General features: G+C 59.8%; 22 protein-coding genes and 1 tRNA gene. 19 read left to right on the forward strand and 4 right to left on the reverse strand.

Translation table 11 applies throughout. The features are described from left to right. The first annotated feature begins 40 nt into the window (after nt 1–40). The 7 genes from Asbog_RS03965 (at nt 41) to Asbog_RS04000 (ending at nt 8,550) form a co-directional block, all read left to right on the forward strand. Nucleotides 41–595, forward strand: a complete 555-nt coding sequence (locus Asbog_RS03965) for a hypothetical protein (RefSeq protein WP_062164154.1) — start codon at nt 41–43, stop codon at nt 593–595. A 911-nt stretch (nt 596–1,506) separates the two neighbouring features. Next, nucleotides 1,507–2,937: an ATP-binding protein gene (locus tag Asbog_RS03975; RefSeq protein WP_062164156.1), complete on the forward strand. Its 1,431-nt coding sequence runs from the start codon at nt 1,507–1,509 to the stop codon at nt 2,935–2,937. A 190-nt stretch (nt 2,938–3,127) separates the two neighbouring features. After that, complete coding sequence (locus Asbog_RS03980) at nt 3,128–3,343, forward strand: hypothetical protein (RefSeq protein WP_062164157.1); 216 nt, start codon at nt 3,128–3,130, stop codon at nt 3,341–3,343. A 28-nt stretch (nt 3,344–3,371) separates the two neighbouring features. Beyond that, nucleotides 3,372–5,243 carry a potassium transporter Kup gene (locus tag Asbog_RS03985; RefSeq protein ID WP_062164158.1) on the forward strand — a complete coding sequence of 624 codons (1,872 nt, stop codon included), beginning with the start codon at nt 3,372–3,374 and terminating at the stop codon, nt 5,241–5,243. Nucleotides 5,244–5,367: 124 nt separating this feature from the next. Further along, a complete protein-coding gene (locus Asbog_RS03990) occupies nt 5,368–5,682 on the forward strand; it encodes a hypothetical protein (RefSeq protein WP_122049249.1) in 315 nt (104 codons plus the stop codon). Nucleotides 5,683–6,019: 337 nt separating this feature from the next. Beyond that, nucleotides 6,020–7,207: a glycosyltransferase gene (locus Asbog_RS03995; protein ID WP_062164160.1), complete on the forward strand. Its 1,188-nt coding sequence runs from the start codon at nt 6,020–6,022 to the stop codon at nt 7,205–7,207. A 14-nt stretch (nt 7,208–7,221) separates the two neighbouring features. Beyond that, nucleotides 7,222–8,550 carry a lipopolysaccharide biosynthesis protein gene (locus tag Asbog_RS04000; protein WP_062164161.1) on the forward strand — a complete coding sequence of 443 codons (1,329 nt, stop codon included), beginning with the start codon at nt 7,222–7,224 and terminating at the stop codon, nt 8,548–8,550. A 114-nt stretch (nt 8,551–8,664) separates the two neighbouring features. On the opposite strand, the gene Asbog_RS04005 is transcribed toward Asbog_RS04000, so the two are convergent. Beyond that, on the reverse strand, nt 8,665–8,943 hold the full coding sequence (locus Asbog_RS04005; protein WP_146926482.1) for a hypothetical protein: 279 nt from the start codon (nt 8,941–8,943) through the stop codon (nt 8,665–8,667). Between the two features lie 355 nt (nt 8,944–9,298). On the opposite strand from Asbog_RS04005, the gene Asbog_RS04010 reads away from it, so the two are divergent. From Asbog_RS04010 to Asbog_RS04025, 4 genes are all read left to right on the forward strand, one after another. Next, a complete protein-coding gene (locus Asbog_RS04010; RefSeq protein WP_062164163.1) occupies nt 9,299–10,531 on the forward strand; it encodes an MFS transporter in 1,233 nt (410 codons plus the stop codon). A gap of 12 nt (nt 10,532–10,543) precedes the next feature. Beyond that, nucleotides 10,544–11,782 (forward strand): SLC13 family permease, encoded by a 1,239-nt coding sequence (locus tag Asbog_RS04015; protein WP_062164164.1) that lies wholly within the window; start codon nt 10,544–10,546, stop codon nt 11,780–11,782. 101 nt (nt 11,783–11,883) lie between these two features. Next, a complete protein-coding gene (locus Asbog_RS04020; protein ID WP_062164165.1) occupies nt 11,884–13,362 on the forward strand; it encodes a DUF2252 domain-containing protein in 1,479 nt (492 codons plus the stop codon). 191 nt (nt 13,363–13,553) lie between these two features. Beyond that, a complete protein-coding gene (locus tag Asbog_RS04025) occupies nt 13,554–15,080 on the forward strand; it encodes a glycoside hydrolase family 32 protein (RefSeq protein ID WP_062164166.1) in 1,527 nt (508 codons plus the stop codon). A gap of 48 nt (nt 15,081–15,128) precedes the next feature. Here Asbog_RS04025 and Asbog_RS04030 read toward each other — a convergent pair whose 3' ends face one another. Next, complete coding sequence (locus Asbog_RS04030) at nt 15,129–16,190, reverse strand: oxidoreductase (RefSeq protein WP_062164167.1); 1,062 nt, start codon at nt 16,188–16,190, stop codon at nt 15,129–15,131. Between the two features lie 251 nt (nt 16,191–16,441). Between Asbog_RS04030 and Asbog_RS04035 the strand changes: the two genes are divergently transcribed. The 4 genes from Asbog_RS04035 (at nt 16,442) to Asbog_RS04055 (ending at nt 18,299) form a co-directional block, all read left to right on the forward strand. Beyond that, on the forward strand, nt 16,442–16,756 hold the full coding sequence (locus Asbog_RS04035; RefSeq protein ID WP_062164168.1) for a DMT family transporter: 315 nt from the start codon (nt 16,442–16,444) through the stop codon (nt 16,754–16,756). A gap of 469 nt (nt 16,757–17,225) precedes the next feature. After that, on the forward strand, nt 17,226–17,378 hold the full coding sequence (locus tag Asbog_RS14480; RefSeq protein ID WP_171840658.1) for a hypothetical protein: 153 nt from the start codon (nt 17,226–17,228) through the stop codon (nt 17,376–17,378). Next, a complete protein-coding gene (locus Asbog_RS04050; protein WP_231944651.1) occupies nt 17,356–17,694 on the forward strand; it encodes a hypothetical protein in 339 nt (112 codons plus the stop codon). The genes Asbog_RS14480 and Asbog_RS04050 overlap by 23 nt, the downstream gene beginning before the upstream one ends. A gap of 215 nt (nt 17,695–17,909) precedes the next feature. Next, nucleotides 17,910–18,299 (forward strand): GlcG/HbpS family heme-binding protein, encoded by a 390-nt coding sequence (locus Asbog_RS04055; RefSeq protein ID WP_062164172.1) that lies wholly within the window; start codon nt 17,910–17,912, stop codon nt 18,297–18,299. A 138-nt stretch (nt 18,300–18,437) separates the two neighbouring features. On the opposite strand, the gene Asbog_RS04060 is transcribed toward Asbog_RS04055, so the two are convergent. Then, nucleotides 18,438–18,514 (reverse strand) — tRNA-Arg (locus tag Asbog_RS04060). 458 nt (nt 18,515–18,972) lie between these two features. On the opposite strand from Asbog_RS04060, the gene Asbog_RS04065 reads away from it, so the two are divergent. After that, on the forward strand, nt 18,973–19,356 hold the full coding sequence (locus Asbog_RS04065) for a hypothetical protein (protein WP_062164173.1): 384 nt from the start codon (nt 18,973–18,975) through the stop codon (nt 19,354–19,356). 153 nt (nt 19,357–19,509) lie between these two features. On the opposite strand, the gene Asbog_RS04070 is transcribed toward Asbog_RS04065, so the two are convergent. Next, nucleotides 19,510–20,631: an alpha/beta fold hydrolase gene (locus Asbog_RS04070; protein ID WP_083510695.1), complete on the reverse strand. Its 1,122-nt coding sequence runs from the start codon at nt 20,629–20,631 to the stop codon at nt 19,510–19,512. A 131-nt stretch (nt 20,632–20,762) separates the two neighbouring features. On the opposite strand from Asbog_RS04070, the gene polA reads away from it, so the two are divergent. From polA to Asbog_RS04085, 3 genes are read left to right on the forward strand one after another with little or no spacing between them, the layout of a single operon-like run. Beyond that, nucleotides 20,763–23,522 (forward strand): DNA polymerase I, encoded by a 2,760-nt coding sequence (polA, locus tag Asbog_RS04075; protein WP_062165695.1) that lies wholly within the window; start codon nt 20,763–20,765, stop codon nt 23,520–23,522. A gap of 3 nt (nt 23,523–23,525) precedes the next feature. After that, a complete protein-coding gene (locus Asbog_RS04080; RefSeq protein WP_062164175.1) occupies nt 23,526–24,152 on the forward strand; it encodes an SCO family protein in 627 nt (208 codons plus the stop codon). Nucleotides 24,153–24,165: 13 nt separating this feature from the next. Further along, the gene (locus Asbog_RS04085; RefSeq protein ID WP_231944652.1) at nt 24,166–25,881 is read left to right on the forward strand and encodes an ABC transporter substrate-binding protein; all 1,716 of its coding nucleotides are present in this window, start codon (nt 24,166–24,168) and stop codon (nt 25,879–25,881) included. The last annotated feature ends 44 nt before the right edge of the window (nt 25,882–25,925 follow it).

Raw genomic sequence — 25,925 nt, forward strand, 5'->3', positions numbered from 1 at the left:
CAGGCAGTAAAACTATCGATTTCAGGATTGCAGACATCGCATGAGCACCATCATTCCCTCCTGGCAGATCCCCACCCGTCGTGCCCGGCTCATCCGCACCAGAAAATATGTAGCCGTAATCTGCATGGAACGCTGGGGGGGAAGTTACTTCTCACGCTCTGGCTGGTCCACCTTCATTCCCCGCAAACAGGTCACGACGGAATGGATCGGGGCCAATCTCAAGAAGGCGCTGTATAGCAGTGAAGATTTCGGGGCTCGCTTACCTAGGCCTATCCCGGATGAATCCTTTGATTCCATGGAGCCGGAATCGGGAGCCCAATTTAATGAGTTCTGGCTACGTATCCAGCAGGAGTTCGGCTTCAAGGACCTTCTGAGTGCCATGTCAAAATCGGCAATGGTTTTTGTAGACTGGCCTGAGGATAAGGATGATGAGGTCGAAATGCTTTCTTCCCGCGGCAGTGGCGCGCATCATTCCGCCTGGGGGACCAATGAGAATTTCGGCAAGGTCTTTCACGCCTCGATCAATCTGAACGATCTCGAATTCGGCGAAGTGGCCGTGCAGGCTCTGGATCGTTGCCAGCCGAATCACGCCTGAACGGTACAGGCTTTACGCAAGGACCACTATAGCTGATGGAGGTCTTGCTTCCGGCCGGCACATGACGGGCGCGATGTGGCAGATGGTGAAGGAAGACGGTCGGGCATGTGCCTTAGCGGGCTGGCTTCGCCATGAGCTCGTGAGCCGAGCGAACACGATCCTGATACGATTGCGCCGCAGGGGCGCAGGGCTTGGCCTTTTCTCCCTCCAGCCCGTTCCCTGCTCAGTCAGTAAGGCGCTGCGTGGCCATAAGCCATTTTGCAGCACACCAAATCATCTGGCAGAGTCGCTGCGCGTGTACGACCGCTGCTCTTGCCTGCCATCGTGCAGAACCTGATCGGACGGCCGTTTCGATCCGTAACTGCGTATTGACCGGTATGCACGCCCTTTCTGGCTTGCCCCAACAGGCGTCCCGAACCCGCCTGATCCGCAGGCACGATGCCGCACTCCATAGCTTGAAACACCCCGCCTCGAGCATGATCATCTGATGATCCACCCCCAGAGTGGACAGGCCGCTTCTTATCCGGGCAAAGAACCTCGTAGCACCGTAACGCTTCCAGCGCTTGTCGGGCGTCTTGGTCAGCTCATAAGCCTGCGGAAAAGCGTTATCGCAGCGCGTGTTGCGATCGATAAGAGTCATCCTGCTCAGCGTGCACCGATCATTGATGTGCAGCGCTCGGTGGCTTCTTGGCACAAGCGGTTCAAGGCGCACGCTCCACTCATCTGTCAGCCATGCCAGTTCATCCAACTCGCGCCTCTTCGCAGAGCGTGAGTCAGATCCTCTTCCCTCGATCGTTGAGTCCCGAACCCGGGTCAGTGCGAATTCGTGGTACCGCGGCGCTCTCTAAAACCCGCTCTCATGCCTTGGCGAATGGCTGACTTTAGAGGCGAGTTGCGGTAGGGAGACCCCCATGAGCGTATCGATTACCATGGGTCGTGGCCGCGACGGTGCGGATGTCCAGCTGGACCTGACAGAACTTCTCGCAACCCGCCTGCTGGTGCAGGGCAATTCGGGTTCGGGAAAGTCGCATCTGCTGCGTCGTCTGCTTGAACAGACGGCAACGCTTGTCCAGCAGGTTATCGTCGATCCCGAGGGTGATTTCGTGACACTGGCCGATAAGTACGGCCACCTCGTGATTGATGCATCGGAACAGACAGAGGCCACACTCCGCGCTGCCGGTGAGCGCGCGCGTGCCCACAGGGCATCGGTGGTGCTCAATCTGGAATCGGTCGAGGCAGAAATGCAGCTTCGGGCGGCAGGGGCGTTCCTCAACGGCATGTTCGAGGCACCGCGCGCGCACTGGTATCCGGTGCTGGTGGTCGTGGATGAGGCGCAGCTTTTCGCCCCCGTCGCGAGTGGTGATACTTCCGATGAGGCGCGGCGTCTGTCCCTTGGGGCAATGACCAACCTCATGTGTCGTGGGCGAAAGCGTGGTCTGGCCGGGGTGATCGCGACGCAGCGTCTGGCGAAGCTCGCCAAGAACGTGGCGGCCGAGGCCTCCAATTTCCTGATGGGCCGCACCTTCCTCGATATCGACATGCTTCGCGCGGCTGATCTTCTGGGGATGGAGCGCCGCACGGCAGAGGGGTTTCGTGATCTGGCGCGCGGTCAGTTCATGGCGCTTGGCCCCGCGCTGAGCCGCAGGCCGCTCATGGTCACGATCGGCACGGTCGAGACCGCCAGCCACGCAACAGGGCCGGTCCTGACCCCGTTCGAGGCACGTCCCGCCGAGGATAATTACAGCCTCATTCTCGAACCTGTGGTGGAAGCGACGCCCCGCCCGCGTGAGCGGCGTACGCCTGCGCCCGATCTGCTCGCGCAGCTTGACGCCTATTCGGCCGCAGCGCCGGTCGAGGAAGTCGCGCCGGAAATCGACGCTGCGCCGGAACTGCTCTGGCGTCTGGTCGAGGCGGTGATTGCCGAGACGGATTCGGCCTATCGCCCGCTGGCTACGCTCTATCAGGATTTCCAGCTGCGCGCCCGCATCGAGCGGCTCAACCGCAATGTGCTGGATCTCGGCGCCTTTCGCCTGCTGCTTGCCAGCGTGCGCTCAGGGGCGAGCTTCGAGCAGGCGCAGGAAGAGACCTGGCAGCAGGCGCTCGATATAGCCCGGGTCGTGCCTGAGGATGTGCAGGGTGTCGTGCTGCTTCTGGCACGTGCCGCCCTGGACGGAGCGCCGTGCCCCGGTGATGAGGCCATAGCCGAGGCCTATGGCACGCATTCACTCGGCAGGGCGCGTCGGCAGCTTGCCTATCTGGAGGAACGCCAGATCATCGTGGTGCAGGACATGCCAGTGGGCCGGCGCGTCGCTTTCATCGGGCATGGCTGGCAGACCGGCTGAAGGCGTAACAGCCGGGCGCCGCCCCACCGGGTGCGGGATGCCAATATCACGAGACGAGGGGAGTGTCCCGCGTCGGATGACAAAATCGTATTCCACCTCAGCAGGCGCGGGCTGCAACCGTGCGGTGGACGGTATCGTTTGATCAGGGAACCCGATTTGTAACCAGCCCTGAAAGGTTCTGGATAAAATTATGACAAACGATGAACTGATCGCCCTCGTAGCCCTTAATGGTGCGGATGCAACCTACGATGCCCGTCTCTCCGGTTACGACATCACCGTACCGGTGCATATCCAGGGGGGCGACGGGCACTACATCATCAAGCATCTCGTCAAGCCCATGTATTTCTCGGGTGCGATGATCATCGACGTCAAACTTTTGGACTCCGACGCGCCTCGCCACGAGTGATCGCGGGGTCGCTTGCACGGGGAGCCGTATGGCCGAAGAACACAGAAAGGTGCTGCCAGGCGCACTGGCAGCCCTTGGCATCGTTTTTGGTGATATCGGCACCAGCCCACTCTACACCCTCCAGACCGTCCTGAACGACACAGGCTCGACCGACCGGGTGACCTTGCTCGGTGGGTTCTCCCTGCTTGTCTGGACGATGATCATGGTGGTTGCGGTGAAATACGCGACCGTGGTCATGCGGGCAGATAACCGGGGGGAGGGCGGTATCCTCGCCCTGTTCTCGCTCGTTGGCGGCTCGTTCGGCAAACACTGGTATGCACGCGGGACGTTGCTCGCCGCAGCCGGGCTGTTCGGCGCAGCGCTGCTTTATGGTGACGGCGCCATTACCCCGGCCATTTCGGTGCTCAGCGCCATCGAGGGCATTGGCGTTGTCACGAAGTCGCTCCAGCCTTACATCCTGCCCATCGCCACCGTCATCCTGTTTGGCATCTTCGCCATACAGCCGCTCGGGACAGCGCGTATCAGTGCCGTGTTCGGCCCGATCATGCTGGTCTGGTTTCTGGCTCTCGGTGGGATTGGTCTCTTCTCCCTGCTGCATGATCCCTCCGTGCTGGTGGGACTCAACCCCCTTTACGGTTTGCGGTTTCTGTATGAGCACGGCGCGAACAGCCTGATCATCCTGGGGGCGGTTTTTCTCTCGGTAACGGGTGCTGAAGCGCTCTATGCCGATATGAGCCATGTGGGCCGGCCCAGCGTACGCCTTGCCCTTGCGGTGATCGTGCTGCCCATGCTGGTGCTGAGCTATGCCGGGCAGACGGCTTTTCTGGTCAGCCATCCGCAGGTGAAGGATAATCCGTTCTTTGCTTCCATGCCGCATGGTCTTGTGCTGCCCATGGTCATTCTGGCGACCTTCGCCACGATCATTGCCAGCCAGGCCATCATCACCGGCGCCTTCACGCTCACGCGTCAGGCCATGCAGCTTGGCTGGTTCCCGAGCCTCAACATCCGCCAGACCTCGGATGAGGAATACGGGCAGATCTACGTGTCTGTAGTGAACTGGGCGCTGATGATCGTCACACTGCTCATCGCGCTCAGCTTCAAGAGTTCGGATGCCCTGTCCGGTGCCTATGGCACGGCGGTGTCCACCACCATGCTCATGACGACCCTGCTCATTTTCGATGTCATGCGTGAACGCTGGTCATGGCCACTCTGGAAGGCCCTGCCGATTGCGCTTTGCTTCTCGGTGGTCGACGTTGCGTTCTTCGTCGCCAATCTGCTCAAGATCGACAAGGGCGGCTATGTGCCCCTACTGATCGGCCTGTTCATCTATGTGATCATGACCACCTGGCGTCGCGGTATCACCCTCCTGCGTGCTGGCCTTGCTCCCTTGGGTGAGCGTTCAGACAAGGTGCTGCAGAAGCTGCGTGACGGAGAGCTGATCCGCACACCCGGCGCTGCGGTGTTCCTCTCGCGCTATGAGACGGCTCTGCCACCCATCGTGATGCGCCACGTTGCCGATTTCCATTGCCTGCCCGAACATGTCGTTATCCTGAATGTGAAATTCGATACGGTGCCCCGTGTGCCAGCCGATGAGCGCATGTCGGTCAAGGATGTCGGCCACGGTATCTGGACCGTGAATGTCAGCTTTGGCTTCGTGGAAATACCGAACCTTTACTATGTGCTGGGTCAGGCCAAGGAGGCGGGCTGTGGTCTCGATCTCGAGACGGTCGTTTTCTTTGCGGGCGATGACGATGTGGTGCCTGACCTCAAGACACCCAAAATGGTCTCGCCGCGTCGTATCCTTTTCGGTTTTCTCTATCGCAATGCTGTGCGGGCCTCTGACCGCTTCACCCTGCCACGCGAACGACTGATCGAGATTGGCCATCAGGTCGAGATCTGACCTGACATGTTTGCGACCCTTCAGTGATGAAGGGCGTTACGCTCACCTCGCTCCGATGTCAGTAATGCGACGGGGCCAGACTGGAAGGAATTATACCATGCGTCATCTTCTCGGCTGCACGCTCATGGCAGCAAGCCTCATCATCACGCTTCCGCAGGCTATGGCCGAGCCGGGTGGCTGCCTGAAATACGGCGCGGCGGGTGCCGTAGGCGGCCATCTGGTCAATCACGGCGTGCTGGGTGCCGTGGGCGGCTGCGCGACGGGAATGTATCGCCGTCATGAATACCGCAAGGAAGCCAAGGAGAAGGCAGCGGCTTATGACAAGGAGCATCCGGGCGCCAAGGGCAGCTATGAGGAGAAGGCTACGGCTTACGATGTCGAACACTCGACGCAGCCGGGAAAATCCGCCCCGTCTGACGCCCCGCCGCCGAAGAACTGAAGCCGCCTCCAGCGAACCCGGCCGATGAGAGTCCCGTTGCCATCGGGGTAGTCCTTTCATCGACTGCGCGTCGTCTACCAAGGTATCAACTGGTACCAGAAGGCTCGTCCCACTGAGGAGCATGACGTCCCGGAGGGAAAGGCTGAACACCACGAAATCCGAGACCCCGGCAAGGCATCATCTTCTGATGCGCTGCCGGGGTTTTTTGTGGGCGCATCTCGAACATCAGGCGACAAACGCTAATTAATCGGTAACCTTAAAGTAACGCATTGTATCTTGTGTCAAACTATGACAATCAGGCCTCAATATCCCAGTTTCGCGGATCAGCACGCCCGTCATGTCTGTCACACTGCCTATTCGCCCCCCTGCGGCACAGCAGCCTCTTTCGCGCATCGGCATTGTCCTGCGTGACTTCCGTCTCGGCGGTAGTGAGCGCGTGGCCATCGGCCTTGCCAATTTCTGGGCCTCCTGCGGCCTTGAGGTTGTCATCATGGCCGGGCGGGGGACCGGACCGTTGCGTGCACTTGTTGCGAGGGGCGTGGCGATCGTGGATTTCGCCATTACCGCACGGCTGAATGATACGGCTCTGGTCTGGATGCTCGCATGGCGGGCCCGGCATCGTGCGGCCGGCTTTGCCTTCGATGCTGTCTACATACCGGGGAACAGCCATTGGCCGGTCGTGCCCCTTTTGGCCACACTGACGCGCGAAAAGCGTCCGTTCATTCTTGCGCAGGTCAGTTCACCTGTCTGTCGCGAAGGCCGCTCTCCTGCGGCGCAGTCGCGCTACGACCGTCGCATGCGTACTCTGTTACGCCACGCTGATCGGGTCACAACGCTCAGTCATGATCTGGCGCAGCAGACGCGTGAAATCCTGAGAGGAACACCGGTCGATGTGGTCCCGCTTCCGGCGCTGTGGGATGAGGCCCCCCCGTCACCGGTACCGACGGACAGCAAGACCATTCTGGCGGCTGGGCGTCTTACTGCCATCAAGGGATTTGACGGCCTAATACGGGCTTTTCGCCTCGTGCTCGTGCGTCATCCCCAGGCAAAGCTCGTGATCTGCGGCGAGGGCGAAGCGCGCGCCGAGCTGGAAACCCTCATTGAGCAGCTCGACCTGTCAGGCCGGGTGTCGCTTTGCGGCTATGTGCCCTCCATACGGGAAGCCCTTACGGAATCGCGGGTTTTCGCCCTGACGTCTCATTGCGAGAGCTTTGGCGCGGTGCTGATCGAGGCTCTGGCTGCCGGACGTCAGGTTGTCGCGACAGACTGCTCACCCGCGGTGGGCACATTCATCACGAGCCGTTCTGCGGGGCGGATCGTACCCACGCGTGACGAAGTGGCGCTGGCCAGTGCTCTGGCCGATGTGCTGGACGAGGCACCGACCCTGCCCGCGGACCTGACCCCTCTGGTGGATCGCTTTCATGTCTCGCATGGGGGGCGGCTTTTCCTCACGCTCATGCAGCCGCGACAGACGATCACTCCGGGGCTGGCAGGGCAGGGCTTTGACAAAACGGCCCGCGCGTAATCTGTTGCCTGATCATGGGTTCTGAACAACGCTCGGCGCTGCACCGCATCTTCAGCAATACCGGCTTTCTGGTTTCCAGCCGCATCATCAATGCGCTGTGCAGTTTTGCCTATGTGGCATGGGCTGCGCACACGCTGGGCCTGAAAACCTTTGGTGTGCTGCTTCTGATCACCACCTTCGTCATGCTCGTTTCAGACATGACGCATCTTCAGTCATGGCAAACGCTGCTGCATTATGGCGCTGCGTCATATGAGGCACGGGATCGCAGGCGTTTCATGCCCATACTGGGCTATTGCATGCGCTCGGACATGCTCAGCGGTCTGGCGGGGCTGGTTGGCGGTCTGATTGTGATTGCCGTCGCGGGCACGCATTTTCTGGGCTGGTCGGACGCGGTCAAGCGTGATGCCTCATGGATGATGCTCACGGTCGCCTTCATGAATACGGGGTGGTCCACGGGGCTGATCCGGCTAAGCAACCGTTTCGGGCTGGCAGCCCTGTTCGATTTCGTTTCGACCTGTGTTCGTACGATCGGTTATCTGATCGGCTATCTGCTGCACGCTTCGCTGGAGTTCTTCCTGTTCGTCTGGTTCCTGCATCAGGCAGCTTTATTCGTCGTGACCAGCCTCGGTGGGTTTATCCTTCTGCGCCGTCATATGGGGCGGGATATCGGGTTCTTCTCCTGCCTTTTTTGTGCCGCGGATATTGTCGGTATCTGGGGGTTCACCATCAGGGTCAGCGTCAATCAGATCCTCGATGCTGTGTTCCGTCAGGGTGGTACGCTCATTATCGGTGCCGTGCTCGGCGCGCGTGATGTCGCGATTTATCGCGTGACCAAGCAGATATGCGATGGTCTTGCCAAACCGGCCCAGATGATGATCCCGAGCCTGTACCCGGAATTCGTACGGTTTCGCGACAGCCAGAACTGGCAGGCCTTGCGCCATGTCACGCGACGCCTGGCACTGGTGATTATCGGGTTTTCGATACTGGCAGTGCTTGTGGCACTGTTCGGGGGCAAGGCGATCCTGCATCTCATGCTGCATGACAGTTTTGCCCATGAGCGCCTCATCATTCTTCTCATGGTATGCAGCGCCCTGCTTGAGGTGTGCATCATACCGCTTGAGACATTGCTGACCGTTATGGGGCGGCTTGCGATCATCCTGAAATATCGGCTCGCCGTCATGGTGCTCTATTTTGTCGTGCTGGCGGGCCTCATGTCAGTCATCGGCGTGACAGGGGCGGCTCTGGCCAGCGTGGCGTGCTCAGTGATGATTTTCGCCCTCTGCCTGTTTCTTGCCGCGCGCTGGATCTCTCCGCGCTGGGCTGAACGCTATGGCGTAGTGTGAGGGAATTGTTACCTGAGCGCTCGGCAGATCCGTGACGGGTTTACTAAGAGGGTTTCGGAACGCTGGAGCATGATGCGGCCACGTCTACGGTTGAGTGTCTTATACCCCCAACCTCTATCGACGGCCTCCTTCCGATCGGTCCAGTGCCAGAAACAGCAGAGCAGCGATGCCGAGGCACACAGGGGTGACCGACGCGCCGCCATATTCGTGTCCCCCTGCGATATCGCGCACGATGCCGAATGCCCAGTGATGATCGGGGAAGACGAATAATCCGACATGCGAAGGCCAGAAGCAGCGCATCAGCCCGACCGACATAAAGGCAAGGCACATCAACCACGAGAGCAGCCGTGTTGCGTGCAGATCGGGGCGCGATCTCGCGATGGTAGATTGCACGATTTTATCCTCCGTTCATGCGTTCTATCCGGGGTGTCAGCAGCGGTCGGGAAACTTGCCAGCGGATGTTCGGAACATCTCGCAGGGGCGACCGTTCACGCAAGATGTTTCTTCATCGCGATAATCTGGCAGCCATGAAGAGATCACACGGTACCGCCGATCAAACCGCTGGAGAAAGGCGGTGTCGCGTGAACGACCATGACTGTCTTTCTCAAGCACTTGGCAGGTCAATGGCGATAATCTAATGGCCCGATGACAGTAATCGATCGATTAATTCATTTTTTAATCTAATTATGGTGGTAGTGAAGACGTGAAAGAGGCACAGGCGGACAGGGCGCCGGCAGAGGCCGGGTCGATGCGGGGTCCTTCGGCCAGCAGCCGGGCCGGGCTGGATGCAACCAATTTTTTTCTGGCCGATGTGCAGGATGGTGTCGGTCCATACCTGACCGTCTATCTCGCCAGTGCGCGACACTGGCAGGCGGGGCCGATTGGCGTTGCCATGGCCATGACAGGGCTTGCCACGGCGCTTTGCCAGATCCCTGCGGGGTTGATGGTGGACTCGATCCGCTACAAACGCGCCCTTGTGGCAATCTCTGCGGTGATCACGGCCCTGAGCTGCATCCTGATCATCGCGGTACCCGGCATGGCCCCTGTTCTGGCAGCGCAGATCATGATGGGAGCGGCTGCCGCGGTCATACCGCCAGCGCTTGCCGCCATTTCACTGGGGCTTGTGGGGCGTCGCCGCTTGCCCGGTCGTATCAGTCGCAACCAGGGTATCAACCATTTCGGTTCCTTCGCCTCAGCGGCGCTGGCCGGGCTCTGCGGGCAATACTGGGGACTGAACTGGATTTTCTATCTGGTTTGCGGCTCTGCTCTGGCCAGTGCTCTGGCGCTCTTACTCATACGGCCGGGTGAGATTGACCAGAAGGTTGCGCGTGGCAGCGAGGATGACTCAAACGAACCGCCTGTCTCCATCGGCTCTCTCCTAAGCCAACGTCCCGTCTGGGTGTTTCTTTGCTCCATCGTGCTGTTTCACCTGGGCAATGCCGCCATGCTGCCTTTTGCCGGTCAGGTCATGGCCAAAAGCCATCCGGGTTCCGAAACCGTTACGTTGAGCGCCTGCGTGATCGTTGCTCAGTTCGTGATGATGCTCGTGGCCTGGGGGGTTGGGCGCGCAATGGCGCGAGGCATCGGGCGTAAGCCCATCTTCCTGCTCGCTTATGCCATCCTGCCGATACGCGGCTTGCTGTTCACGTGGTTCGACGCGCCGGGGGCCATCATTGCCATTCAGGTGCTGGATGGTATCGCGGCCGGTATCTTCGGCGTGATCGCCATCATCATCGCGGCTGATCTGACGCATGGAACGGGGCGGTTCAACTTCCTCCAGGGCATGGTGGCGCTGAGCGTCGGCATCGGCGGTGGGCTAAGCAATCTGATTGGCGGATACATCGTGCAGCTCGAAGGTTATCACGCCGGCTTTCTCTCACTCACGGTCATTGCTGTAATGGCGCTGGTATTTTTCCTGACGCTCATGCCCGAAACACGTGACCCGGATGAGCAGGGCGTCCCTGCTTCCGTGACAGCCTGAGGAACAACCGCCATGGACGCGCTTATCCTGTGGGGGGCCTGTCTTTTCGCTGTAGCGGGATTACTGCTACGGCCGTGGCAATTGCCCGAGGCGCTATGGACGTCACTCGCCGCCGTAACCCTGCCGCTTGCAGGGATTCTTGCTTGGCCAGATGTTGGCCGGGCAATCGCCTCGGGCAAGGAAGTGTATCTGTTTCTGCTGGGCATGATGCTGCTGAGCGAAGTGGCACGGCAGGAAAAGCTGTTCGACTGGCTGGCGGCCCTCGCGCTGAGCCGGGCGCGCAGTTCCGGGCAAAGGCTGTTCCTGATCATTTTTGCTGTCGCAATCGTCACAACGGCCTTTCTCTCGAATGATGCCACGATCATCCTGCTGACACCGCCCGTTATTGCGGTTGCCAGCAAGGCCAAGATCGATCCTTATCCCTCGCTTCTTGCCTGCGCCTTTGTTGCCAATGCGGCGAGCTTTCTCCTTCCTATCAGCAATCCGGCCAATCTCGTGCTTTACGGAGGGGCACCGCCCGGACTGGTGCCCTGGTTGGGGCGTTTCCTCGCGCCATCCTGTATGGCGATCGGGATCAGCTTTGTGATGCTTTTCTTGATGATGCGACACAGGATCAAGGTGGAATTCAGCCAGTCGGAACCGTTGCCGAAGCTAGATGCGACGGCGCGTTTCAGTGCGCTGGCCCTGTTTGTTATCACGCTGCTGCTGACCCTCGTTTCTTTTATGCATGGTTCGCTGGGCTGGGCCACAGCCGCGGGAGGCGTGGCGCTTTATGCCGTGATAACGTTGCGCCGCCGCCAGTCTCCTCTGCCAGGGCTCAGCGAAATTTCCTGGTCGGTTTTTCCGCTTGTTGCCAGTCTCTTCGTGCTTGTCGCAGCCGTTGAGCAGAGTGGTGTTATCGCCTCGCTTGTCCGGTTCATCTTCGCCTGTGGTCACGGCACTGAGGCCGTCATGGTAACGGGCTTTGGCATGGCCATTCTGAGCAATATCATCAACAACCTGCCTTCGGGCCTGATGGCCGCCCAGCTTGCCCCGATGCTCTCATCCCATGGGAGCGCCTTTCAGGATGCGTTGTTGATTGGTGTGGATCTGGGTCCGAACATGACGCTGAGCGGATCTCTGGCAACGGTGCTCTGGCTGATTATCCTGCGCAAGCACGATCTTGAAATGAGCTATGGGCGCTTCATGTGCTTTGGCATGGCGCTGACCGTACCCGCCCTGATTGCCGCTTTGCTTGTTCTGATGATCTGAGTGCAGGTGTTTCACCCCCGTTAGCGTGAGAGGCGGATTGTATCATTGGATGTCATCTGGAAGACTGGGGACCTCCCGACCGATACGAGGCTGCTTTTCGCATGGCTGAACTTCCGCAACCGCCCGCTTCCATCGCCACATCCGTTTTCGAGACACGCGATGCCCGCCATGAGGCGGGGCAGGGCCTGCGGAAAACCGTGCCCCGCAGCGCCCACGCCGCATGGGAGCCGCCTTCAAATCGGGTCGATCCGGTCGATCTGCTTATCAGGCAGGGTAAGAGCCGTATCCAGAACCTGCTGCCAATCCGTTATGAACGTATGCGTGCGTCTCCGTTTGCCTTCATGCGAGGGAGCGCCATCGTCATGGCCGCCGATCTGGCCCATACCGTCGCCAGCGGGCCGTATGTGCAAAGCTGTGGTGATTGCCATATGGCCAATTTCGGGGCCTATGCCTCGGCTGATGGTATAGCCGTTTTTGACATCAACGATTTTGACGAGACCTGTCCTGCCCCGTTCGAATGGGACATCAAGCGTCTTGCAACGTCGCTGGTTCTTGCAAGCGGGGAGGCAGGGGCGGCTGACAGGCTGGCGCGGCATAACGCTTTTCTGGCCGTGCGGACCTATCAGGATGAGATGGCCCGTCTTGCGCCAATGAGCCCGCTGGAAATCTGGTCCGACCGGATCGATCTTGCAGCCGCCATAGCCGATTTTTCCGACAAGCATACACGCAAGGGCGTGCGTGAGCGTTTGGAAGCGCGGCTGGAGAGCGCGCGTAACCATTTCGGTCTGGTCTCATTCGACAAGAACACACCCAGCCTGCGTGTCAAACCGCCGCTGGTGGTGCGTCTGCCTGACGAGGACGAGACCATCCACCAGGCCTTCGCACGTTACATCGCCACCCAGCCCCCTGAACGCGCGGTGCTGCTGTCGCGCTACCGGCTGAAGGATGTGCTGTTCAAGGTTGTAGGGGTGGGAAGCGTCGGCACTTATTGCGCGATTGGCCTGTTTGCCACGGCCGATGGCGAAACCCTGCTGCTGCAGATCAAGGAGGCGCAGGAATCAGTGCTCGCAGCTTATTGTGGGGGACCTCATTACGATAATCAGGGGCAACGCGTGGTGGAGGGCCAGCGCCTGATGCAGGCTTCTTCAGACAGGTTTCTTGGCTGGACCCATACAACGAACACCAAGCGCTCGCGTCATGCGCCTGATGGCTCGAACAGGCAGTTCTATGTCCGGCGCCTCAAGGATAGCCGTCTTGCCGCTATTGGCGCAGATGTGGCGCAGGAAGGGCTGGATGATTATGCCGCCCTGTGCGGCAGGGCGCTGGCACGTGCTCATGCGCGTTCGGGCGATGTGGCGAAGATTGCGGGTTATCTGGGCAGCAGCGACAGCTTTGCAGAAGCGATAGCCGATTTTGCCGAGGCTTACGCCGGCCAGACGCGCAAGGACTGGGAAGATTTCAACGCGGCGATCGATGCGGGCAGGCTCAGCGTAACTGGCGAAACGAAAGACCGGAAAAAGAGCCGGGGTGCGGGGCAGGGCACCAAGCGACGTACGGGGCGAGGCAGAAGCGCAGGGTAGCCCTTCAACTGTCGGTCAAAGGCGGAGCGAGAAGGGCGGAAACATCGCGCCACCCCGTTGGCAGGCCTTGTAACAAGGTTCGGCTAATTCATGAATTATTGACAAATTGGCATTTTGCCACTATCTATATTTCGTCCCTGACCGAAAGGGGCTGTTTTCATAAATAATCTTCAACAAGATCTTGGAAAAACATGACTGACCGGAAAACCGAATGTTCCGTCGCTCTGACGGGCAAGCTGTATCGACCCTCAGTTCATTTCACGCCTCCCACGGGCTTCATGAACGATCCGAACGGACTCGTTTTCGATGGCACGCAATATCACCTTTATTACCAGCATAACCCTGACGCCGCGTATTCAGCCAATATCTGCTGGGGCCATGCCACAAGCACGGATCTGCTGAACTGGAAAGACCAGCCAATCGCCGTGCCTGATACGGTTGACGGTCAGGCCTATACAGGTTGTGCCGTGCTCGATCGGGACAATCGGTCGGGCCTGTTTGCCAATGCGCATGGCACCAACATCGCAGCGCTTTACACGCGCTCCCTGCCGACACGACAGAGCCAGTATCTCGCAATCAGTGACAATAACGGCCAGAGCTTCGAGGAGTATGCGGGTAATCCCGTTCTCGACATCGGCAGCCCGAATTTTCGCGACCCCCAGGTGATCTTTCACGAGCCCACGCAGAAATGGGTGGTGGTCATTGCCGAGGTCGATCATCATCGCATCGGCTTCTATGCCTCGAATGACCTGATCCACTGGACGCATCTCAGCCATTTTGGCCCCGCGGGACTGCCGACCGTCAATTACGAATGTCCCAACCTCATCCAGGTGAGGGACGAGGCCGGCGCAATGCGCTGGGTGCTGTTTGTCTCCATCAATCCGGGCAGCCCGATGGGGGGCAGCGTCACGCAGTACTTTATCGGTGATTTCGATGGCGCGGTGTTTACACCCTGCGATGCGATCCTCCGCCTGACCGATTTCGCCAAGGATGCCTATGCCCTGCAGGTATGGAGCAACATGCCGGATTCCGAGGCGGTCAATATCGCCTGGATGGGGAACTGGCAGTACTGTCAGGAACTCCCGACGCGGGATTGGCGTGGCGCAATGTCACTGCCGCGCTCCATGACTATCATACAGGACACCAACGGCTATCCGCGTCTGGTGCAGAAGCCACGCGGCGTGGAAAAACTCCGTCTCCCACTCCTGAGCGAGGCGAACCGTTATCTCGCCGTGTCAACGCGTCGGGAAATTCCTCTCCCGGTGGGCAAGGCCATTGAGATTGTCATTCGCCTGACCGCCGATGAATATCGCCAGACTGAACCGGGTCAGAATGGCCCTGTAATCAATCGCTTCGAACTGGCTTTCGCTAACGAGGAAGGCGAGAAGCTGTCGATCGGTTATGATGTGCCATCCTCGCAGATCTGGCTGGATCGCAGCAAGCTGCGCGGGTTCGACCATCCATTCTTCACGGGGCGTTTCGCCGCGCCAGTCAATACGGCCTATTACCCCGATGCCCGCAGTGTTGACCTGCATCTGTTCCTCGATGGCTGCGCCTTTGAACTCTACGCCAATGAGTATCTGGAAACGGCGACGGCGCTCGTTTACCCGGCCAGACCGCTCGACCGCCTGCGCCTCGTAACCGAGGGGACGGGGTTCACGATCGAAACGCTCGAGATTTACACACTCGACAAGACGATGTGCCGAGCGACGCTCTGAAGTCCCGCAGGGGGAGCCTTGCCGCCCCCTGCTTTATCACCTGAGCGGTCAGTAAGCTGCTTTCTCCTCCTCCGTCAGGGGGAGGGGAACAGCCCGTTTCTCGCGAGCCGACTGGGCCGCTGCCTCTATCACCGCCATGACGGCGAGCGCTTCGACTGGCCTGATCGGGTTTGCGCCCTCGCCTGACAGGGCCTTTGCAAGGCAGCGATATAATTCGCGCTGGTCACCCGGCAGGGCGTCGGTTTCATGAAAGCTTGTTTCATCGGTGTGGATCTGCAGGCGATCCGGGTCCTGTCCCCAGTCTTTCTCGCCCGGCGTCAACCCCGCACGAAGCTGCCCTTCCTGTGGGTCGCCAAGTGTCTTGATCAGGGTGCCGCCCGTGCCATGCACACGAAAGCGGACAGCCCCTCCGGCCGCCAGTGAACCCGTATGGAGGATGACCCGCGTCGGGCCATATTCCAGGATGATATGAGCCCAGTCATCACTGAGGGCGCCGTCACGCTGGAAGGCAATGGAGGCCTGAACCTGCTCGGGCAGACCGAAAATCTGAAGTGCCTGATCAACAAGATGCGGACCGATATCGAACAGGACACCCGCACCAGCGCCTTTCCCCTCGCGCCAGCGATCCCTCACCTGAGGGCGGAACCGATCAATGGTTGATTCAAAATGACGGACCTGCCCGATGACACCCTGCGCCAATGCGGCGCGGATTGTCAGGAAATCACTGTCCCACCGGCGGTTGTGAAAGACGCAGAGTTCGCGCCCATGATGTTCTGCCGTTGCGATGATCTGACGCGCCTCATCGAGCGACAGGGCGAAGGGCTTCTCCAGCAGGACGTGTTTGCCCGCAGCCAGGGCAGCACAGGCAAGCGGGAAATGCGTATCATTGGGGGTGGCGATCACCACCAGATCAATCGCCGGATCGGCAAAAGCGGCCTGCGGATCGTCATAGACGCGGCAGTCAGGGTGGTCCGCCCGGACCTCATCGGCCCGGCTCGACACGATGCCATACAGGTTCCATTCGGGCAGGGAGTCGATGAAAGGCGCATGGAAAACACGGCTCACATAACCATATCCGACCAGTGCCGCCTGCGTGATGCGTGCTGCCATGAGAATTTCCTCCCGTTATGTGTTCGATCTGTTTTCCGGTTCCGGCATACGGCCAAGCGACTGAAATCTCGATAGGCCGCCGGTTGTCTCGGTGAGTTAATCGCGATGGCGCGACGCGAGTTGTCCCGTCGTGCCGATTTGAACTCTGTCTTCAACCAGATTATAATGCCTTCAGCAGCGACGACGTTCCTGCCTCCATGCGAGCTTCAAGACCGGGACGGCCCGGCGAAACCCGTTTCAGGAGGTCCGTCATGGCGTGGATCGCGCTTTTTCTTGCTGGTATGAGCGAAATTTTCTGGGCTGCGGCCATGAAGCAGTCCGAGGGCTTCACGCGCCTCTGGCCAAGCCTTGCCACGGTCATTGGCATGGTGGTGAGTGTCGGGCTTCTCGGCTGGGCAATGAAGAGCCTGCCTTTGGGTACTGCCTATATGATCTGGACCGGTATCGGCGCGATCGGGGCATTCATCATCGGGATCACGCTTTTTGGAGAGGCTGGCAGTCCTCTGCGCTGCATTGCGGCCCTTCTCATTCTCACTGGCCTGCTTCTGATGAAATGGGCTACGTGAGAAGCGGCTTTTCATAGCTCCGCCCTCCAGCCTGGGCGTGAGTTGCGAAGGGCTGGTCTGGTCCGGGGCGATCGCGCGCCATCCTTGCCCGCTCGCAAAGATCGTTCAGGTCATTGCGCATCCCGTCCTCTGGTGGACTGCGAGCAGGCATGGGGGCGGTTACATTCCCTTTCGCTTCGTTCCTCGTCCGGTATGAAACGCCCTGCCATAGAATGAGCAGGACAATCGCCAGACGGATCACGCCCTTTCATGATACTCCGGATCACGACATCCGCATTGCTTGTGCTCATTTCAGCCGGGTCGGTTTCTGCGGCGCTTGCGCAGAGCAATACGGTCTATAACGGGCAGGTCTATACGGCCTCGCCTGGTTATGGCGCCACCTCATCCGCCGGACCGGAGGACGGGCAGGAACAGCGATGCAGACGCCCTCCTCCGCCGCCACGGGACGGAAGGGGACCTCCAGGGGGAGATGACGGACACCCGCCCCCGCCGCCGGATGATGATCGTGGGCCGCCACCAGGGGACGGGCAGCGCTGGCACCATCCCCCGCATGGATGTCCGCCTCCACCGCCCCCTCCCGATGGGGAAGGATATGGGCGATGATCCCGCCTATCCTGTGTGACGTGCTGATCGCCCCTGAAGATAACGGCGCAAGGAGGCAGGCCGGGGGGCGATCTCGTGATGGCGAGCAGGCGCCCAGACGCTCCATAGCGTTGACCTATAAAGCCCGGACACTCGGTTTCTGCCTTGTTCTGATCTTCTGCGGATGTGCGTCGCATACGCAGCCAGACATGGATGACAGCGCGGGTGCTGATGATCAGGCGCAGCAGAGCGATGGCGCGCATGGATCACATGGAGGGGGATCCCATATGGGTGGGCTCTGGACTGAAATGGCCCGCACAGCCCTGCAGACCGGCATGGGTTTCATCCATCACTGAACGCGTCATATGCAGCAGCATTTTCAGGGGGGCAGGCCGAGGCTCTATAGAACTTGCCACTGTCACACGACATGGTGCTGGGCGTCGGGGCTGTCCTGGGTCTGGGGGCGGGCGAGCACATCGCTATCGTAACAATCTTCGCCGTTGCGTGATCGGACGTCCGGATTTTTTGTCCCTATAGTCGGATTTCAGATCTACTCAGAAAGAAAACTCCGATGCAACTCGCTACCGCCCTGGATTATATCGACCGTGCCTTGCAGATTGCCCGCGAGCGCGGCGTGAGAGTTGCGGTCGCCGTCGTGGATGCCGGTGGCCATCTGGTGGCTTTCAAGAAGGATGACGGGACGCAGCTGGGGAGCATTGAGCTCGCCCTGTCCAAGGCACGTACCTCAGCCCTTTTCCTGCGCCCGACCGAGGATATGGAAAAGGCCCTGCATGCAGGCAAGACCATGATTGCAGCCCTTCCCAATGTTCTGCCCGCAGGTGGCGGTGCACCCATCATGGTCAATGGAGCGGTTATCGGGGCGCTGGGACTGAGCGGCGGGGAGGGTGAGACCGATGCCCGTCTGGCCGAGGCGGCTGTCAAGGCCTTCGGCATAAGCTGATCCGGCCCCTCGCGGTCCCGGGCCAACGCCTCGCAACGTTGGGGGCTGGCCTGTAAGGGCACTCCGCTTGGGCTGAGAGGCGCGCAGAGAACATGCCGCGCTACAGGGCCGTTGAAGCTGATGTGATTTTTAGAGAAATGGCGGACCCGAAAGGATTCGAACCTTCGACCTTCGCCTTCGGAGGGCGACGCTCTATCCAGCTGAGCTACGGGTCCCGCTGGATCGCTTCATAACCAGATTTTCCAGAGCACGCCAGTCCCAAAATCCGTATTCATTCTCTCTCGCAGCGAGGAAATCACACCGGGAGCGACCCTAGCTTGTCTGTATCACGTGCGCAGATTTGAGGTTGAAAGCGGTAACCGCAGGTGTTGCGATTGCACTGATATGTGGCCGCCGGGAACACCTGTTCGTTCAAACAGAATCTTGTAGCTGAGCTGAAGAGAAGGAAAAAGAAACCAAGTCTATCCCATTTTGCAGCATGGTATTTTCACAGGATGCAAAGTTGGCAGTGCTGTTCAGTTTCATCACGCCGTTTGGATGCCGAGCGGTACGTTAATTGCCGCAACGCGGTGATTTGTTCATGATGTCGTGAGTACTATCCAATAACAAAAATATGACGTTCTCATCGTTATTATGTCGAATTATAACGCGAGAGGCATTCTGAGGATTCGACATGAAGAAAGTCTTTATAGCGGGCTGTGCCCTCTCTCTACTCACTGCCTGTGCGTCAAACGGAAACGAGTCTTTGCGTAACCAGACGCAGGCGACGGTTGCTACACAGATCAAGAATGGAGTGACCACGAAAGAAGAAGTAAGAAAGCAGTTTGGCGATCCTACAGAGACGTCCTTTACTGATGGCGGAAAAGAGATTTGGAAGTATCGCCTCGACAATGTCTCTGCCGATGCGGTCAGCTATGTCCCTGTCGTAAATATGTTCGGTGCGTCCGCTTCCGGAACGCGCAAGGAGCTCGTCATCCTCTTTGATGGTGATACAGTATCGAAATATACAATGTCGTCATCGGCGGTCAGTCAGAAGACGGGCCTGTTCAACAACTGAACACGCCAATATGCCCTCTTCGTCAGAGGGCATATGACTTTGTGACAACAAATTCCTGCTCCTTGATTGTTCCGTCTCCCGTGAGATTTGGCACAGTTCTGCCAAAGGGCTTGCCCGGCGCATCGCTTGTCAGTTCGAGCCACCAGATATTTCCTATTCAGGATCGAAATGGCCTGGATCACCCGCCATCCATGCTGCCGCGGCGGCATCGCCTCCAGAGGGGAGAAGCTGGTCCGGGTACAAAATCCATGAGGCGATGTCACCCGTCGCATTGCGCCCATTGCGGTCGCGCAGCAGCAGATGGTGCCCCCCGGGAATGAGGTCCTTGCGCACGCCCGCAGGCAGGTGGTGCCAGAACGAGGCCATGGGCGGGGCCGGGATCATCTGGTCATGATCGCCGTACAGGACGAGCATGGGAAGTTGTGCATTCCGGGCCTGGCTCTCGCCATCGGCCATCAGTTCGACCAGCCCGTGCAATGTGTCCAGACGATATTCATGCAGGGTGAGGGGGTCGAAATAGAGTCGGCGCAGGGCAGCAATGTTGTTGGTGGCGATATGCTCCCCCGGCACATGCGCGCCGGTAAAGACCCAGTCCGGGGCGATGGTGTCGAGCCCTTGCAGAACAAGGCGTGAGAAGGGGTCAAAGCGCCATATGGCGGGGGAGACGAGAATGACGCCGCTTAATCCCGCACCTTCGGGGGCTGCCTGCGGATCGGTCGCCAGAATGGTCGCAACCGCGCCCCCCATGCTTTCCCCCATGATGAAAAGCGGCAGGGTCGGGTTGCGGGCATGGATGAAGCGGGCCTCTTCGCGCGCATCCTGAACCAGCCTTGCGGTGCTGCTCCAGCGGCCGCGACTGGCTGTTTCGCCAAAGCCGCGGGCATCGGGCGCTATGGTTTCGATGCCCGAGGCGGCAAGCTGCGGTGCAGAGAATTCCCAGGCGTCACGACTGTCACCAAAGCCGTGCAGTGCCAGAATGATGGCACGCATCGGCGCTTTGGCAGGCCATACACGCAGCGGCGCAACGGCACTGTCAGACAGGGTGATATGCATTGAGGCGGGAATAAGCGCGGCTTCCTGCCCGCGTGGTTGCGGCGCATGGCGGGGTGGGGCGGTGGTGCAACCCGACAGGATCAGGCCACAGATCACGACAGGAACGAGGCGCGCGACCCGTGCCCGTGGCGAAACGGACGCGCTCTTGCCTTTCTCAGGGCAGGCATCGATCGCCCTTACCCTGCGACGGTGGTTTGAATGTGGGCGGAACTCTCGTATCATCGGAAGAGTATTGCGTCCTCGGGGCGCGCTGGCCAGTAGGGGCGCAAATCCGCCCCGCCGGGATGCCGTATGATGGCGTACCCGTAGAAGGAGATGCGCAGCTTGTCATTCTCGATCATACAGGTTGCCGCATGAGCGCCGGGAAACATCTGGTTCTGGTTGATGGTTCGGGCTTCATTTTCCGTGCCTTTCATGCGCTGCCGCCCATGAGCAGCCCCGAAGGGGTGCCGGTCAATGCGGTGTATGGCTTTACCAATATGCTGCAACGTCTGTTGCGCGATCATGTCGGCACGCATCTGGCCGTTGTTTTCGATGCCGGGCGCCAGACCTTCCGCAACGATATCTACCCCCAGTACAAGGCGCATCGTCCCGAAGCGCCAGAAGATCTGCGCCCGCAATTCCCGCTCATTCGCGATGCGACGCGGGCTTTCAACGTGCCCATGATCGAACTTGCCGGGTTCGAGGCGGATGACATCATCGCTTCCTATGCCGAAATCATCGAGCGAGAGGGCGGTCAGTGCACGATCGTCTCGTCAGACAAGGATCTGATGCAGCTTGTAAGCGATCGCGTAGCCCTGCTCGATCCGATCAAGCAAAAGCCGATCAAACTGGCCGAGGTTGAGGCCAAGTTTGGCGTACCGCCAGAGCGTGTGATCGATGTGCAGGCCCTGATGGGCGATCCGACCGATAACGTGCCGGGTGTGCCGGGGATCGGGCCCAAGGGCGCGGCGCAATTAGTGCAGGAATTCGGCACGCTGGAGGCGATCCTCGCGGCCGCTCCCGACATGAAGAAGTCCAAACGGCAGCAATCGCTGATCGACCACGCCGAGGCTGCCCGGATCTCGCTCCGGCTGGTGACGCTGGCACGCGATGTGCCCTTGCCTGAACCTGTCGAGGCCCTTGGCTGCCGTGAGCCCGACGCGCCCGTCCTGCGTGATTTTCTTGAAAAGATGGGGTTTCACTCGGTCATCCAGCGCATGGGTCTGGGGGCGCTGGCGGGCAAACGCGGCGTCGGCAAGGTCGAGCCGACGGCCAACGAAGCAACCGAAGAGACGACCGAGGGCGACAAGCCCTATGGCCCGTATGAAACCATCCAGTCCATCGACACACTCAAGGACTGGATCGCCCGCGCACAGCACCGCGGGTATTTTGCTTTCGATACCGAGACGGATTCGCTCAATGCCCGTCAGGCGACGCTGATTGGCCTGTCACTGGCCGTGGCACCGGGCGAGGCGGCCTATGTGCCGCTGCGTCATGAGGGCACGCTGGAGCACCCTGCGGGCGGCCAACTGGATGTGGCAGAGGTGCTCGAAACCCTGCGCCCGCTTCTGGCGGATGAGTCGGTGCTGAAGATTTTCCAGAACGCCAAATACGACCTGCTCGTGCTGTCTCACGCGGGTATCGATAATGTGGCACCGATTGATGACACCATGCTCATTTCCTATGCCCAGTCGGCGGGTGAGCACGGTCAGGGCATGGATGAACTGTCGCGCCTGCATCTGGGCCATGAGCCAATTTCCTATGACTCCGTTACGGGAACAGGGCGCAGCAGGGTGCCTTTTGCACAGGTCCCCATAGCCCGCGCAACGGAGTATGCGGCTGAGGATGCCGATGTGACGCTGCGTCTGTGGCTCGCTCTCAAGCCTGCCCTGCGCGAGCGTCATGCGCTGGCGCTCTATGAAGAGATGGAACGCCCTCTGGTTGCCATCCTCAGGGACATGGAGCAGGCGGGGGTCAAGCTCGATGCCGCAGAACTGCGCCGCATGTCGGCCGATTTCGGCTCGCGCATGGCCGAGATGGAAATCGAGATCCATGCTCTGGCGGGGCGCAGTTTCAATCTGGGGTCGCCCAAGCAGCTTGGCGAAATCCTGTTCGACGAAATGAACCTGCCCGGTGGGAAACGCACCAAGGCAGGCGCGTGGGGCACGGATTCATCGGTGTTGCAGGAACTGGCCGATGCCGGGCATGAACTCCCCGCGCGTATTCTGGCGTGGCGTCAGCTCGCCAAGCTGAAATCGACCTACGCGGATGCGCTGGTACAGCAGATGGATGTGCGCACCCATCGCGTACACACCTCGTTCCAGATGGCCATCACCACCACAGGCCGTCTGTCATCCAACGACCCCAACCTGCAGAATATTCCCATCCGCACCGAGGAAGGCGGGCGCATACGCCGTGCCTTCATTGCCGAAGAGGGCTATGTGCTGGTTTCAGCGGATTATTCCCAGATCGAACTGCGCCTTCTGGCCGAGGTGGCTGATATCGGCCCATTGAAGGAAGCCTTCACGCTGGGGCAGGATATCCATGCGCGCACGGCCGCCGAGGTGTTCAATCTGCCGATCGAGAATATGGACCCGCTGACGCGTCGACGCGCCAAGGCCATCAATTTCGGTATTATCTACGGCATTTCGGCTTTCGGTCTGGCGCGTCAGCTTGGCATAGCTGCGGGTGAGGCGCGTCGTTATATCGATGCATATTTTGCCCGCTATCCGGGTATTCGCGATTACATGGATCGTACCAAGGATGATGCCAAGCGTGATGGTTACGTCACCACGCCGCTGGGGCGTCGGTGCTACGTGCCGGGAATTGGCGAAAAGAACGGGGCCAGACGTGCTTATGCCGAGCGTCAGGCGATCAACGCCCCCCTGCAGGGCGGAGCTGCCGATATCATCAAGCGCGCCATGGTGCGCCTGGGGCGACGCTTGCCACAAAGCGGGCTGGACGCCAGAATGTTGCTTCAGGTGCATGACGAACTGCTGTTCGAGGTCCGAGCCGATCAGGCTGAGGCTCTGGCAGAATTCGTCCGTATCGAGATGGAGCAGGCCGCGACACTGAGTGTGCCGCTGGTTGTCGAGACAGGTATTGGCAAGAACTGGGCGGAAGCACATTAAGCAATGAACAAGAACCGTACACCCCGCAAGACCTGGACCGCTCCGCGTCTTTCCATTGTCGTCCTCATTCTCGCTCTGGCGCTCAGCTGGAGCGCGTATCGCCTTTCCGAGAAATACGGCAGCACGGTTTCGACCCAGGGCAACGAGATTGGCGGGAGTTATCGTCTGGTCGCGCTGGGCGAGGGCAATGTCACCGAGGGTGATTTCAAGGGGAGCTGGGTTCTGGTCTGGTTCTTCGACACGCATTGTCCCAAGGGACTCTGTGGTCCGGTGCTGAAAACCATGAGCGATACCAAGCTGGCTCTTGCGCGCGAGGGGGTGAAGGTTGCCCCGCTGGCCATCACGCTCGACCCGCTTCATGATGAATCAGACGACCTCAAGAAATATGCCCTGCCTCTGGGCGATCATGTCGTACCGCTTACGGGCTCACCCAGCATGATCGACCGGGTGGCGAAGGAATTTCACGCACCCAACGAGATGGTCCATGCCGAAGATGGTACAGCCTATCATCTCCCGGCCCCACGTATTGTGATCATGGACCCGCAAGGGCATTACGCCGGGACGGTTGATTCGACAGCAGGGACCGAGGCGCTGGTGACGCGCATCCATCAGCTTGCTCATCGCGGCTGAAGAGTAGCGCAGCGTGAGAGGGCGTTACGGCCTCATTCTTGCCGGGCTGGGCGCTGTTCTTCTGGCGCCCTCCCTTCACGGCCAGGGAGCACAGGCGGCGCCCCCCGGGGCAGAGGAAGCATCGCCCGCGATGTCGGATGGCATTACGCAAGGCAGTCCTCATCGCGGTGGTGCGTTGCGACTGACCGCCGATGCGCCGGGCGGTACACTGGACCCGCAAATCAATTACACCAGTGAATATATCCAGCTTTTCGTGAACATGTATGACGGGCTCGTGACCTATCGTCAGGCTGACGGGACGCGCGGGCTCGAAGTCGTGCCGGATCTGGCGGAGGCGCTGCCCGAGGTGAGCGCGGATGGTCTGGTGTGGGCGTTTCGCCTGCGTGAGGGGATACGCTTTTCAAATGGCGCGCCGGTAACTGTAGAAGATGTGGCGGCATCGCTGCGCCGCATCTACAAAGTGGGTAGCCCCACCGCCTTGTCCTTCTATGGCAATATCACCGGCGCCAAGGCCTGCCTTGCCGATCCCGCCCATTGTCGTCTTGAGGGGGTGACGACCGATCCGGCGACGCGGCGTATTACCATCCGGCTCGACACCCCTGACGGCGAATTTCTTCAGAAGCTCGCTTTTCCTCATGCTGTGATCCTGCCAAGGGATGCCCCGGCGACGGAATCGGCGCTGACGCCCCTGCCGGGCACAGGGCCGTATCGGATCACGCATTATGATCCGTCGCGTCGGATGGAAATCGGGCGTAATACCTATTTCAGGGTCTGGAATCCGGCTGCGCAGAGCGAAGGCTATGTCGATCGGATCGATTATGATTTCGGCCTATCGGATGAGGCCGAGGTGACCGCCATCGAGCAGGGGCAGTATGACTCTATGCTCGATGCCAAGCCGCAGGACCGGCTGGGCGAGCTGGGCAGCCGGTTTACCGATCAGGTGCATCTGCAGCCGCTTCTTGGTCTGTATTATCTGGCCCTGAATGTGCATGAGCCGCCTTTTGACTCGCTTGCTGTCAGGCAGGCCATCAATCATGCGATCGACCGCCATGCGATGACCATTCTCTATGGCGGTTCGGCCATTGCCGAGCCGCTCTGCCAGATTGTGCCTCATGGTATTGCCGGGGCCGATATTCCTTGCCGGTTCGGGCGGCTATCCGATTCCGGGCAATGGCAGGGGCCTGATATCGATCGCGCCCGGGCTCTTATCCGCCAGAGTGGCCATGCGGGGCAAAGCGTGACGCTTGTCGTGCCCAATCAGGCTGTCGGACTGGCAATGGGGGTCTATCTGCGGAACATGCTGCAATCCCTGGGATTTCAGGCCAGTGTGCGCCCCATGACACCCGCCACGGCGGAAGGCTATGCCCGCAATTCAGACAATCACGTGCAGATCAGCCTGGCTTACTGGTATGCGGATTACCCGTCACCCTCGACTTTTCTCGATGCCTTGCTGGGTTGCGACAACGCACGCCCTCACTCTGACAGCGCAACAAATGCGAGCGGGTTTTGTCATCCCGGGCTTCAGACGCTCATGACACAGGCCGAGCACAGTCTTGATGCAGGGCAGGCTCGCACGCTGTGGGAACAGGCAGGCACATTGGCGATGGAGCAGAGCGCCGTCATACCGCTCATTCAGATGCGCTATGTGGATTTCGTCTCGAAACGTCTGGGGAATTATCACTACTCATTGCTCAACCACATGCTGATTTCGCAGGTCTGGGTGCAATAGGCTCGCGCATCCCGTACATTGGTTCCTCAAAGGGCGTAGTCGTT

It is taken from the genome of Asaia bogorensis NBRC 16594 (genome assembly GCF_001547995.1).
Lineage (GTDB): Bacteria > Pseudomonadota > Alphaproteobacteria > Acetobacterales > Acetobacteraceae > Asaia > Asaia bogorensis.